Origin of the sequence: Leptospira licerasiae serovar Varillal str. VAR 010 (genome assembly GCF_000244755.1) — a bacterium.
GTDB lineage: Bacteria > Spirochaetota > Leptospiria > Leptospirales > Leptospiraceae > Leptospira_B > Leptospira_B licerasiae.
In genome coordinates this window covers 602,755-615,478 of sequence record NZ_AHOO02000005.1, presented here as the reverse complement: position 1 = coordinate 615,478, position 12,724 = coordinate 602,755, and the positions used below count along the sequence as shown (strand labels likewise).

The following is a 12,724-nucleotide window of genomic DNA, read 5'->3' as shown; positions in this document are numbered from 1 at the left end:
ACACTCAAAAAGTGTTTAGATTAGAATATGATCTGCGATGCTGCCCTGCTTCGAATCGAATTCTTTTTCTTTGGATTGACTTAGCTCGATTTATGTCGATTTTTCTGTCCTAAGAGTATTTTAGTTACTTTTATTTATTTTCTATTCCTTATATTACTTTTCTAATTTTTGGGAAAGTTGTTCATTCCCTAAATCTTAGGGATTATTTCTTTCCAAGGAAAAATTTCAGACTTCAGAATTTAAGATTCAAAATTTGGTCTGGGGCTTTGTTGTATAATTAGAATGGAAACAGATACAAAAACACTAGACCGTATTATCTCTCATCCTTCCATCTGCGGAGGTAAACCGGTTATCAGGGGAACCTCGATCCGAGTTTTAGAAATATTAGATATGATTTTTTTAGGATTCGGATACCGTGAAATCCTAAATGAATATCCGAATATTAAAGTTTTGGATATCGAAGCTTGTTTGGAATACGCTTCTAAAAGATTGCATTCTCCGATATTGGATAAAGCAAATAGAGAACTTCCGAGAGAATTTGCATCGGAACTAAGAGATGCAGAGCGGAGAGTCTCTTAAGAGTCAGTAAAGACAGCTAAAGTTTGCGGGCGAGGAACTCCTCAATCCCGCAAGTCTTCTATAGAAATAAAAAAGGACAAAGGACTACAGCCTTTCTCCTATGATCGGCCCGCCGACTTTTTGCATCATTCTTTCTTTAGTCAAGATCAGGTCTTCTCTATTGTCTGCCGCCATTTCTGCAGGACCATCTAAATAAATTGCTCCTTTAGGACATGCTTCTTCGCACATTCCGCAAAATATACAACGCAACAGATCTATCTCAAACTTCTTAGCAAACTTGTCTTCAGGATGAAGATGCTGTATTTCAGGGGTAACATGCCCAGCTTCTATCTTGATCGCGTCTGCCGGGCAGATCCACATACAACAGAAACAGCTAGTGCATCTCTCTCTACCGATCTCGTCACGTTTCATGGTATGCATTCCACGAAAACGAGGAGAGAACTTTCTTTTCTTTTCAGGAAATTCTAATGTAACTGCACCTTTTAGAAAAGCAGCTTTGATAAAATGTTTTAAAGTGATCCAAAGACCATTCGCGATAGAATAGGAGTATAATCTTTGGTACCAAGCCGGCTTATGTTTTGCCGCTACATTAATTACATTAACTGTTCCCAACGGCTGCCTCTCTAGGGTTAGAACGTAATTCTAACGTTTTCTTTTGCAACAACGAGAAGATTTCCGCAGAACTTGATAGACCTTTTGGAGCTTCCATTGATTTATTAAAGTTCTGGATCCATCCCTTCTTGTTCGTAAAACTTCCGTTTTGTTCCGAATACGCCTTGATCGGCACCGAATATTTTGCCTTAGTCACGTCTTCCGTAAGATTCGTTTCTAAGAGTACTATAGATTCAGAAGGAACGCCGGCCAAGGTCTCGGAAATCTTTTCTTTAATTACAAAAACCAGATCGAATTCGCCTTTTGCCGCCGCAGAACGAATAGAATCTATACCGTCTGAGGAAATAAATCCGGCATCTACAGCACCTTTAGTATTCGGTCTTTTGTCCGTAGTATATTGGAAATCCACTTGTTCAGGTTCTTTGTATTGTTCGGAGCCTACTCTTGCTTCTGTTACGAATGCAACTCCGAGCTTAGACAAAGATTCTTTGATGGATTTTAAGTTCTGATCCGACTCATGAGCTCCGCCGATCACAGCGATCTTTTTGGACCGGGAAATTTTTTCAGAGATCTCATCTAGTACCGTTGTGCTTACGCTTGGTTCTCCATTTTTATAGAAGGAGAACAATCTATTGGTATTGAGCCAATCCACGTTGAATCTTCCCTTATCGCAAAGGAAATACTGGTCCTTCTCCTCGTCGATACGAGGCATATAACGGAACATTTTGTTATCTCTTACGTTCGTGTAAGTTTTACAACCTGTGCTACAACCGGGACAAACGGAATCTTCGGATTTGTACCACCAAACCCTGGATTTGAATAACGTTTTATGGTTTAATAATGCACCAACCGGGCAAATATCTGCAAGCGCGCCCTGGTAATTATGATCGATAGGTTCTTCCTTTGCGAGACCTATAATAGAATGATATCCTCTCTCAAAGAGTCCCAGGTTGGACTCTCCTACCATCTCTTCCTCGAAGCGAACACAACGGTAACATACGATACAACGATTGTGGTTAATGATCAGGTTGGAACCGATCTCTTCCTGAGGAATATTCCTTTTTTCTAATGTGAATCTGGAATTCCCCTTTCCAGATCCGAAAGAATTATCTTGGAGTTGGCATTCTCCGGCCTTATCACAGACAGGGCAATCTAACGGGTGGTTAGCAAGTAGGAATTCCATCGTTCCTTCTCTTGCTTCTATAACTCTATCACTCTTTGTGATAATGGAAAGCCCTTCGGTCACTTTAGTATTGCAGGCAACTTGTAAGCGAGGGATCCCTTCTATCTCGATGAGACACATACGACACATGCCCACAACGGATAATTTAGGATGATAACAGAAAAACGGTATATCCACTCCGGCATCTTTCGCGGCGGATATTAGATTTTTTTTCTCGTCGACCTCGTATTCGATCCCGTCTATCTTTATCTTGACCACTCGAACCTCCGTTTTCCTAAACAAGCCAGGGCGCCAAATCTCAATTGAAACGTACTATTCCAAGTTGGCAACCCGTTTCTAGATCGCAAAGATGTGAGAGCCTGTCTCAGATTCTTGAAGAGTGCATTGCGGACTAAGAGACGAATTCAGAGTTTTAAATCCTTGTAATAATCCGGAATTTGAGCCCATTTCTGGAACCATTGAGGATTCATCGCTCTTTGGTAAAGATAAGCGTCGACTAGAACCAGGTTTATCGCTGCTTCCACGATCGGAACCGCTCTAGGTAGAACGCATGGATCGTGCCTGCCTTTCGCTTCCAGTGTGGTTTCTTTTCCTTCGATATTTACTGTATTTTGTTTTTTGAAAATAGTAGAGGTGGGTTTAAACGCAGCTCGGACCACCAAAGTTTCTCCGTTGGAGATCCCACCTTGGAGTCCCCCCGAATTATTTGTGCGAGTGCGGACTCTTCCTGATCCTTCTTCTACGTAAAACTCATCGTTATGAGTACTTCCGGTTAGAAGCGTTCCAGAAAATCCGGAACCTACCTCGAATCCTTTGCAGGCAGGGATGGATAGGATCGCCTTAGCTATGTCCCCATCCAATTTGTCGTACACCGGATCTCCTAACCCTGGAGGTAGATTATAAGAAGCAGAACGAATAATTCCGCCAACGCTGTCTCCCGCTTCTTTCATTTGCAGAATAAGAGAACGCATTTTGTCCGCAGCTTGAGTGTCCGGACAACGAACTTCGTTTACATCCACCTCTTCTCTGGTTTGGGGATATTTGTTCTCAGCAATTTCGGAAGAAATGGTGCCGATCGTGTCTACCCAAGCGACTGTTTTGACACCTAGATCATCTTCTAAGATCATTCTGGCAATCGCACCTGCGGCAACTCTCGCGATCGTTTCGCGAACGGAGGACCTTCCCCCACCGACATGTGCGCGAAATCCGTACTTGGTTTGATAAGTATAGTCTGCGTGAGAAGGGCGGAAAGTTTCCCTTAAATTTTCGTAATCCTTTGAGATCGTATTCTGATTGTTTACGATCAATGCGATCGGACTACCGATCGTTTTTCCTTCAAAGACCCCGGAAAGAACTCGGACCGTATCCGATTCGTCCCTAGGAGTGGTGAGTTTACTTTGTCCGGGTCTTCTTCTGTTTAGATCCTTTTGGATCTCATCCAATCGGATCGGGATCCCTGCCGGAACTCCTTCAACAACAACTCCCACGGCTTCTCCGTGAGATTCTCCGAACGTACTAACTTTGAATATTTTACCCCAACTGGAAGGCATACAGTACCAGAAAACAGGAGACCACCAACGGAAGAAAGTAGGATTCCAGAGTGGAAAGGAAAAGCGGATCGTTTACGCGACAGATTTCGGAGCTGTTTTGCGGTAACTTTTATCGATCAAATCAAACAAAGGCGGATCCAACTCAGGATCGATAGAGTAAATCACCCTTCTCGGGTCCACTGCGTTGGCAAGATTGAACACTGCTTTTCGTATATCAGGACGGAAAGTTTTACGATCGTAACCTACGATCTTTAATTTTCCCTTATTCGAGAAGACCGGTCTGATCGTGCCGACTCTTTCAAGAAGAGGACGAGTCTGATTCTTATTGATCTCTTTGATCACACAAGTCTCAAAGTGGATCTTGTGCTGGGAATCCGTAGAAACTACGATTACATAATCTCCCACGTTCAGAACACTTTTATTCTCGCATAAGCTAAGGGCCATAAAATCGAAAAATTCCTTAACCACTCTTTCATTATATGAGAAAAAGCTGTTATTCAGGATCAGCTTCATTGCTGTGATCGGAGAATATGCCGATCTCCAATGTTGTTCGCTGCTAAGAGATGCGAATTCTCCTGCGATGGAAATAATAGCAGGATCATCTTCACTATAAGAATTACTTTGTAGAATATACAACTGTCTTTGCATATCTTCCACAAGTACACTTCTAGAAGGATCGTTCTTGTATTTTTCGTAATATTCTGCCAATCGTTTCGTTAAGAATGCAGTCGAAGGATAGTTATTGTTCAATCCTTCTCCTCTATAAGGTCTATGACTGTTCAATACCGCAGTTTTTACCGGACTTTGGATAGAAGCCATGTTCCCAATCATCAAGTAACTAATGATAGGATGATTTTTTACATATTCGAATTCTTCTGTGCTTAGATTCCCATGCACCGGAAATTTCATTCTGACTTTGCCTATATCCACCATATAAGCCGCCATCATCAGGTTCAATTGTTGTGCTTTTGAGTTTTCGCTGTCTTTGACCGAGATCGCTTTTAAACTCCGAAGCTTCATTGCCATAGAGATGACAGTTCTTTTTGTTAGGACTTCAGAGTCGGTTTCCACTCCGGCGGATTTCATTACTTCGATTACGTTGACCAAACCTAATTCAACGTCTTGGCTGTTTGCAAAATCATCTAAGATCCCGTCAATGGCTTTTGCGACATTCTTTACATGATTTCCATTTAAAGGATAATCTCTCAAATCTTTGAGAAGATCGGAAGCCTGTCTTGCCATCTGCAAAGTAAGATCAGGATTCACTAATTTAATATAAGAAACTTTTTTGCCGTTTACTGAATCGGGTTGTTCTGCTTGAATTCCTACTTTATGTCTTTCTGATAGTAGGTAATAAATCCCTTGAAGTTCGAACTTTTGTAGCTTATTAATATCCGCTTCACTAGCATTTTCTTTGCGGTGAATTAAGATTTGCCCGTTCTTATTATAAAAATCCACGGGAATAGATTGGCTTTCTTTAAACTGGCTGATAACTTCAGCGTTGAACTCAAATCTTTCAAGTCTGAGAGGATCGATTGGACCACTTTGAAATTGAGTCATAGTAAAAATCCATACGCATTACCTCAGGGCTAAAAATAGAAAAGTTTGTCCCTCCGGTCCAAACTTTTGAAATCCGAAATCAAAACTGCTAGTAGCGCCAAAGTTTTGAACCGGACTATAAGCCCAAAGTATATAACGTTTAAGTAAGATATTTGTTTAGTAACAAAGAAATGATTCAACCTAGCTAGTAGGCAAGAATAAATTTCCGAAATTGTGCCTAACGATCAAGAAACAGGCGCTTTAGAGGCGGAATCCGAATCGGAAGAAGTCCTAGAGGGATATGTTTCCCTAACTTTGCGATCCAAAGAGTCAAAAAACTCAGGATCGATTTCAGGATCCACTAGGTAAATGATCCTTCTAGGGTCTGCATTGCGCTCCAAATTGAAAATTGCTCTTCTTCTGTCTACGCTCAGGCTATCCATTTCAAAGCCTGAGATCCTGATCTTTCCGTTATTTGCGAACTTCGGTCGGATTGTCCCGATCCTTTCCAGCATCGGTCGGATGGAATTTTTATGGGATTCTTTGATAATACAGATCTCAAAAAACACCTTACGATTCGAATCTTGGGAAGCGACAATAACATAATCTTCGACTTTAACGAAAGGTTGGTTATCGCACAAGGAAAGGCCCACATGATCGAAAAAGTCTTTCAGTGTTTTTTCGTTATAAGCAAAAAAACTATTATTTAAGATGAGCTTCATTGCCTTGAGGCCATCCATCGGTTCTCTCCAAGGCTGAGGAGTGGTCAAAGAAGCGAATTCACCCGCGATGGAAAGGATTCCGATATCTTCATAGGAGATCGCGTTAGTCAGAATTGACTTTACCTGTTTTTGGATATCGGTAGCTAAAAGATTTTTGCGATAATCGTCTTTGTATTTCTCCCTATAACCTTGGAGTTTTTGTACCAACGGTTTGGTTTGGGGATAATTATTATTCATCCCTTCTCCACGATGTGGTCTGTGATGATTCAGAACTACCGATTTGACCGGATCTTCTATCTCAGGAAGATTGGCGATCATCAAGTAACTGATGATCGGATGGTTCTTAATATATTCTAACTCTTCCGGTTTTAGGTTCGCATGAGTCGGAATCTTCATCTGAGTGTAACCGATATCCGCAAGATAAGAAGCCATCATCAGATTCATCTGTTCAGTCTTCTTTTGCTCCATATCCACTTTGGTAAAAACTTTTGCGGCCCTAACCTTTAACGCCATTGCGATCACAGTCCTCTTTGTGAGAACTTCGGAGTCTACAGGCATTCCGGCATTCTTCATCACTTCTATGATGTTGACCAATCCGGTCTCCATATTCGGAGAGGATTTAAAATCGTCTAGGACTGCATTAATGGATTTATTGATCTCTTTAACATGCTCTCCATTCAACGGAAACTTTTTAATGTCGGATAATAGATCGTTCGCTCCTCTGGACATATCCAAAGTGAGTGTAGGATTAATAAGTTTATCAAAAGAAGGATCTAAGGAACCTTTTTTACCGGAGCCTGGATGGATCTTAGCAATCTCCGCAGTTAAAAAATAGATTCCTTGTTTTTCGAATTTTTGAAGACGACTGATATCGTCCCCAGTGGCCATATCCTTTTTATGGATTAGGATCTGTCCGTGTTTATTATAAAAATCGACTGGTATAATTCTATTTTCTCGAAAGTGCTGGATCACTTCCTCCGTAAAATCGAATTTTTGTAAATCTCTGGCTGCGTCCATCGTTAAGTGGAAGGAACTCCTGCAGTATAATATCGGCAAATTGATCCGATGAATCGAATCATTCCGATACTGTAATACGTCTCTTTATAGGTTTAGTAATTTTGGACGTTTCAAATATGCCTGATCAAACTTGATTTAGGCTGCTTTGTAGAATATACCTACGGATCCTTTCTTCTGTGGAGCTTCCTGCAAAACCGAGTCCTGTACGAGAGTCGGTCAATATGAATGTATCCTGGGCCTTTAAGGACTTGCCATCGGTTCTAACTTCGCCGGAGATAATATTGATCCCTAAATCCTTTAAAACTCCGGTCACAAAGTATAATAATCCTTTTCTGTCCGGCGCTTCTAAATAAAACTTTGTAGCAGAATTGCCGGGTAAGTCCTCAAATTCCAATTGAGAATCTTGTCCTAGATAAAATGTATTTCGAATATCTATTTCACTTGAGGTTTGGATCATCTCTTCCAACGCATTATCATCGGAAAAGACGGAAGACATTAAGATTCCTAATTTAGATGCCTTGATTTTAGAATCCGTTTCAGGAGATCTAAGAAGGAATTCGTCGTAGCTGATCATAGAGTCGCCGTCTTTGATCGTGCGAATATCTCCGGAAAGTATCTCAAATCCCATAAAGAACATCGCTTTCACCATTTTGTGAAGCGTTCCTGGAGCGGTTTCGGAAGTCTTGAGAGTGACCCTGTAGACTCCATATTCTTCTTTGTAGTTAAATTCTATCATAGTTTCCGCTTTCCTACAAAGCCTGCATATCACCTGAAAAATAACACTCAAAAACCCGAGTTTTCAAGGAATGTTTTCGAAGTCTAAATGAGTAGTAGCTCCTTTTTCAGTATTCTGTCTCCTAAAATTTTTCAGCAATGTGACAGAAGTTCACGGAAAATCCGCTGCTACAGGATATACGCCGAAAGGCCTCCCGAATACACTGGGGAAATCGGGGAAATTTTTTTACTAACCGATACGCCCTTCTTCCCCCTGGGGATACATATATGACAAATAAACAGAAATTTACCGAAGGATTCAAATTCGGAAAAACACAAGCGACGTACTCTAACTCAAAAGCTGCCGTACCTAAGGTTCCGCAAGGAAGTCAGGCTGCTAGAGGCTCTTATTCTTCTTCTTTAGGGCCTAGTTTTGGAGGAAATGAACCTTCCTCTGAATCTCCTTTTCTAGTTCTTCTCGGGTTAGGCAGATATTTTAAGAATTATAAAGTACGACTGGGAATTGTTTTAGCTCTACTTTTTACCGAAATCATCGTTTATTCCGCGATTCCTTTCTCTTTCAAATTTTTGATCGACGAAGCTTTGATCGGGAAGAATGAAACAGTTCTTTATATCACAGGCGCTCTTTTGATCGGAGGAACGATCTTAATCACCGCGGCAGGTACTGTCAGGGACTATTTGTACAATTGGGTCTCAGCTCGTGCCATAAGAGACATGAGAGAAGAACTATTCATTCATCTGCAAAGGGTGAACTTAGACTTCTACGCAAATACTCGTTTGGGAGATGTTCTCTCTAGGTTCTCCACAGACTTAACTGCTTTAGAAAACGCAGTGCTCGCTCTTATTCCTTGGGGAATTTCCCCATTACTCGAAGCGATCTTTGGTACTGCATTATTGTTCGCCCTAGATTGGAAGTTAGGCGCAATTGCTACCTTGATCTGGCCGATCACTTTTTTAGGACCAGTGTTCTTCTCTACTAGATCCACTGCGGCAAGTTACGAAAGAAAGATAGAAGAAGCTAAGGTCTTAACCGCTGTTGAAGAATCTATCTCCGCTCAAAATTTGATCCGAGTATACGATTTGGACGGAGCATTCTGGGATAAATTCAAAGGGAATTGTGAGAAACTATTTCACGTTTCTTTAAGATTGGGACTGACCAATTCTTATCTGGAACGTTCTGCTTCAGGTGGAATTTTACTTTTACAAGCGGTACTTTTGATCTCCGGAGCATGGTTTGCATTCCATGGAATGGTGAGCGTAGGGGCTCTAGCGGCTTTTCTTCCCCCATTCTTGAATTTATCTTATTCTCTACTTTATGTGTCCCAATATTTCCCTACAATGAACCAAGCAAGCGGTTCTGCTAGAAGAATATTAGAGATCTTAAGAACCCCTACCTTCGAATCAGAAGGAGGAGAACGTCCATTTGCACCTTCCGAGTTACATAATTCTATCAAGCTAGAAGATTTACACTTTCGTTATAAAGGTAGAACTAAGAATCTAAGCGGTGTAAACCTGGAGATCAAAAAGGGAACTTACACGGTTATTTTAGGGCCAAGCGGTTCCGGAAAAAGTACCATTCTAAAATTTATCTTAGGAATGATGGAACCGAACCAAGGAAAAGTTAGCTTGGACGGGATTGCAATGGAGAAGATCCGTTTGAGCGCACTTCATTCGATGATCGGTATCGTTTTCCAAGATACTTTCTTATTCCATGCGAGCATCCTTGAGAATATTCGTATGGGACGTCCGGACGCAACTCCGGAAGAAGCGATCGAAGCTGCAAAACTCGCCGAGATCCACGAATTCATTTCCGCACTCCCGGATGGATACGAAACCATCGCCGGAGACAAGGGTTCTAAACTTTCAGGCGGAGAAAAGCAAAGGATCGCGCTTGCAAGGGCTTTGGTTAGGAATCCTCAGATTCTTCTTTTGGACGAGGCAACTTCCGCTTTGGATCCGATCACAGAAGCGAGGATCTTAAAAACTCTGCAAAAGTTACGCGAAGGAAGAACGATCGTATCCGTTACGCATAGGTTGACCGGTTTACATGCCGCCGACCAAGTAGTCGTCCTGAAAAATGGAAGCCTGGAACCTTATCCTTCTCCGGAAAATGATTCACTTTCCGCGGCCGCAATCGGATTATAGAAATATGCTGAAAGTACCGACTTACGTTTCCGAGTCCCCTATAGGAGGCTTGGGAGTTTTTGCAGGCAGAGATATAGAAGAAGGGGAACTCGTGTGGGAGTTCCATCCTAAAACCGTTTGGACTCTTACAGAAGAGGAAGTCCAAGCTCTTCCGAAAAGACTGAAAGATCTGATCCATACATATTCTTATCTATTCGAAGGACAATGGTACTTTTGTGTGGATAATTCCCGCTTCATGAACCATAGCGACCAAGCAAACACTTTGGAAGATAAAAGCGGAGTCCAGGGGGAAAGTAATCCTTTAGGAAGGGACCGAGCGGTCCGCAAGATCCTAAAGGACGAAGAATTGACCTGCAACTATAAACAGTTCGATCAGAACTGGAAGGACAAACTTTCTTCTTAGTAATCTATCTTAAGATCTTTGATCTTTTTATCCAATGTGTTTCTGTTGATGCCCAAAAACTTGGCCACTCTGGTCTTAGTGTATTTGAATTTCTTCATGGCGTATTTGATCAGTCTTGCTTCGACCTCTCCGACCACAACTTCCATAGCTCTTCCATCTAACGCGTCCAAATGAGCAGGGGAGAACTTGGAACTTGCTACTTCAGAAGAAGCTTCCGGATCTACGCCGACTTCTACGTCTTCTCCTTCGTCACCATAAAGGATACGTCCGCTGATCTCTGAGAAATCTTGGATGTCCAACATTTCGGATTGGGAAAGTACAACCGCTCTTTCGATCACATTCTCCAATTCACGGACGTTACCAGGCCAGCTATAACTCATTAAAAGTTTATGAGCTTCTCTAGTGATCCCTTTGATCTTCTTGATATTTTCGGAAGTGTACTTAGCAATGAAATGGTTGATAAGAAGCGGAATATCTTCGGGTCTTTCTCGAAGTGGCGGGGTCAGCATATTGACGACATTCAAACGATAATATAGATCCGCCCTGAACAGTTTTTGAGAGATCAGCTCTTCCAGATCTGCGTTAGTCGCGGCTATAATCCTTACGTCGATCTTCTTAGGTTTAACGGAACCTACAGCTTCGATTTCTTTCTCCTGAAGAACTCTTAAAAGTTTGGATTGAAGATTAAGATCCATCTCTCCGATCTCATCCAAGAAGATGGTCCCTGTATCGGCCATCTCGAACTTTCCTTTTTTGTCGGCGACAGCACCTGTGAAAGATCCTTTTTTATGACCGAACAATTCGGACTCCAAAAGATTTTCAGGAATAGCTGCACAGTTGATCTTGATAAAAGGTTTATCCGCTCTGGAAGAGTTATAATGGATCGCAGAAGCGATCATTTCTTTTCCAGTTCCGGACTCTCCCGTGATCAATATGGAAGCGCGAGAATCGGACACGAGTTGGATCATCTCGAAAAGTTTTTCCATAGATTTGGATTTTCCGATCAAGGAACCGAACTTGTATTTATTCTTAAGTTCTCGTTTTAATAAAATGTTCTCTCTGGAGATCTCGCGTTTTTCTTCATCGATCAATTTTTGGATGCGGATCGCTTGATAAATTACCGAGGCCACTACCTGAAGGAAGTCCAAATACGTCTTTAGATCCACGTACTTTTTATGAACAAAGAATACGCTAACTACGCCAAGTACATCGGTGTCCGACTTGATAGGCGCCGCAAGGAAGCTAACGTTCTCGGGGTTGTTCTTAAAATGACTGGCGTTATTGAGCCTATTCAGGAAATTTTCATCGCTTACTATCGATTCTACGATTACAGCTTCTCCGGATTCGTAAACTTTTCCGGTAACTCCTTCTCCGGGAAGATACACTCCTTTTTCCATTTCCTCAGCAGTGAGTCCTGACGCCGCGCTGAGTTTCAGTATATTCTTCTCCGAGTCGAAAAGAACGATGGAACCTCTTTCCAGGTTTAGAGATTTGTCCAATCGATCCATCACATCGTCAAAAATTTCCTGAAGGACTAACGTAGAAGTGACAGTTCTAGAAATATCTATGAGTACTTGTTGGATCTTATTTTTCTGTTCGAGCTGTCTGAAAGTCTGGAGGTTCTTAAAGATCTGAGCCGCCATATTGGCCAGAGTAGAAACTAACTCGAGATGCTCGTCTGAGAATGCCTGCTTTCTACTTGAATCGAGGGATATAACTCCGATCACTTCGTCTTCCACTATCATTGGGACCGCTAGTTCTGAAAGAATATCGTCCTTAATAGAAATGTAATGCGGGTTTTGGGTAACGTCGTTTACTATCATCCCTTCGCCGGAAGCCGCAACGATACCTGTGATACCTTCTCCAACTCGGAGTTTAACTTTTGTACGAACGGATGGATTCATCCCTCTGAAGGTTACTATGTCCAAGACCTCGTCCGCTCTGCTAATCAGCATGAGAGAACCGGAACCGACCTCACAAATTTGGATACATCTCTCCAAAATCAGATCCAAAAGGCGATCTGGATCTAAAGTCGAATTCATTGCGGTTGCCACTTCTTGTATATGGCGGAGTGGGCTGGGTTTTATGTAACCGGACATCTGCTTAAAAAAGGTGCTGATTGATGATTTTGCAGTCAAGGAAAAAAACTTAAAATCCAAGCAACTCGCTTTGTTTACAGGAAAGAATGCAATATTTGTATCAGAATCGATGTAGATTCAATATTATAGAGGACATAATA

General features: G+C 41.8%; 10 protein-coding genes. 3 read left to right on the top strand and 7 right to left on the bottom strand.

The features are described from left to right. Nucleotides 1-282 precede the first annotated feature (282 nt). Nucleotides 283-579, top strand: a complete 297-nt coding sequence (locus tag LEP1GSC185_RS03385; protein ID WP_008590196.1) for a DUF433 domain-containing protein — start codon at nt 283-285, stop codon at nt 577-579. Between the two features lie 84 nt (nt 580-663). On the opposite strand, the gene LEP1GSC185_RS03380 is transcribed toward LEP1GSC185_RS03385, so the two are convergent. The 6 genes from LEP1GSC185_RS03380 to LEP1GSC185_RS03355 form a co-directional block, all read right to left on the bottom strand. Then, complete coding sequence (locus LEP1GSC185_RS03380) at nt 664-1,191, bottom strand: NuoI/complex I 23 kDa subunit family protein (protein ID WP_008591605.1); 528 nt, start codon at nt 1,189-1,191, stop codon at nt 664-666. Then, entirely contained in the window at nt 1,178-2,632 is a 1,455-nt protein-coding gene (locus LEP1GSC185_RS03375) for an NADH-quinone oxidoreductase subunit G (protein WP_008590751.1), read from the bottom strand. The genes LEP1GSC185_RS03380 and LEP1GSC185_RS03375 overlap by 14 nt, the downstream gene beginning before the upstream one ends. 146 nt (nt 2,633-2,778) lie before the next feature. Next, on the bottom strand, nt 2,779-3,924 hold the full coding sequence (gene aroC / locus LEP1GSC185_RS03370) for a chorismate synthase (RefSeq protein WP_008591789.1): 1,146 nt from the start codon (nt 3,922-3,924) through the stop codon (nt 2,779-2,781). A gap of 72 nt (nt 3,925-3,996) precedes the next feature. Continuing rightward, a complete protein-coding gene (locus LEP1GSC185_RS03365; protein WP_008591785.1) occupies nt 3,997-5,484 on the bottom strand; it encodes an HD-GYP domain-containing protein in 1,488 nt (495 codons plus the stop codon). 224 nt (nt 5,485-5,708) lie between these two features. After that, the gene (locus tag LEP1GSC185_RS03360) at nt 5,709-7,202 is read right to left on the bottom strand and encodes an HD-GYP domain-containing protein (RefSeq protein ID WP_008590388.1); all 1,494 of its coding nucleotides are present in this window, start codon (nt 7,200-7,202) and stop codon (nt 5,709-5,711) included. A 124-nt stretch (nt 7,203-7,326) separates the two neighbouring features. Continuing rightward, nucleotides 7,327-7,938, bottom strand: coding sequence for an ACT domain-containing protein (locus tag LEP1GSC185_RS03355; RefSeq protein ID WP_008591759.1), 612 nt, complete (start codon nt 7,936-7,938; stop codon nt 7,327-7,329). A 266-nt stretch (nt 7,939-8,204) separates the two neighbouring features. Here LEP1GSC185_RS03355 and LEP1GSC185_RS03350 point away from each other — a divergent pair, with 266 nt between their 5' ends. Continuing rightward, nucleotides 8,205-10,082 (top strand): ABC transporter ATP-binding protein, encoded by a 1,878-nt coding sequence (locus LEP1GSC185_RS03350; RefSeq protein ID WP_008590345.1) that lies wholly within the window; start codon nt 8,205-8,207, stop codon nt 10,080-10,082. A gap of 4 nt (nt 10,083-10,086) precedes the next feature. Continuing rightward, the gene (locus LEP1GSC185_RS03345) at nt 10,087-10,485 is read left to right on the top strand and encodes an SET domain-containing protein (protein ID WP_008590694.1); all 399 of its coding nucleotides are present in this window, start codon (nt 10,087-10,089) and stop codon (nt 10,483-10,485) included. Here the strand turns inward: LEP1GSC185_RS03345 and LEP1GSC185_RS03340 are convergent. After that, nucleotides 10,482-12,527 carry a sigma-54-dependent Fis family transcriptional regulator gene (locus LEP1GSC185_RS03340; RefSeq protein ID WP_008589647.1) on the bottom strand — a complete coding sequence of 682 codons (2,046 nt, stop codon included), beginning with the start codon at nt 12,525-12,527 and terminating at the stop codon, nt 10,482-10,484. The genes LEP1GSC185_RS03345 and LEP1GSC185_RS03340 overlap by 4 nt on opposite strands. Between the last annotated feature and the right edge of the window lie 197 nt (nt 12,528-12,724).

Bases quoted from the DNA above. Each gene is read 5' to 3' on its own strand.
- LEP1GSC185_RS03345 (WP_008590694.1), top strand. From the start codon at position 10,087: ATGCTGAAAGTACCGACTTACGTTTCCGAGTCCCCTATAGGAGGCTTG.
- aroC (WP_008591789.1), bottom strand. From the start codon at position 3,924: ATGCCTTCCAGTTGGGGTAAAATATTCAAAGTTAGTACGTTCGGAGAA.
- LEP1GSC185_RS03360 (WP_008590388.1), bottom strand. From the start codon at position 7,202: ATGGACGCAGCCAGAGATTTACAAAAATTCGATTTTACGGAGGAAGTG.
- LEP1GSC185_RS03365 (WP_008591785.1), bottom strand. From the start codon at position 5,484: ATGACTCAATTTCAAAGTGGTCCAATCGATCCTCTCAGACTTGAAAGA.
- LEP1GSC185_RS03350 (WP_008590345.1), top strand. From the start codon at position 8,205: ATGACAAATAAACAGAAATTTACCGAAGGATTCAAATTCGGAAAAACA.
- LEP1GSC185_RS03355 (WP_008591759.1), bottom strand. From the start codon at position 7,938: ATGATAGAATTTAACTACAAAGAAGAATATGGAGTCTACAGGGTCACT.
- LEP1GSC185_RS03385 (WP_008590196.1), top strand. From the start codon at position 283: ATGGAAACAGATACAAAAACACTAGACCGTATTATCTCTCATCCTTCC.
- LEP1GSC185_RS03340 (WP_008589647.1), bottom strand. From the start codon at position 12,527: ATGAATTCGACTTTAGATCCAGATCGCCTTTTGGATCTGATTTTGGAG.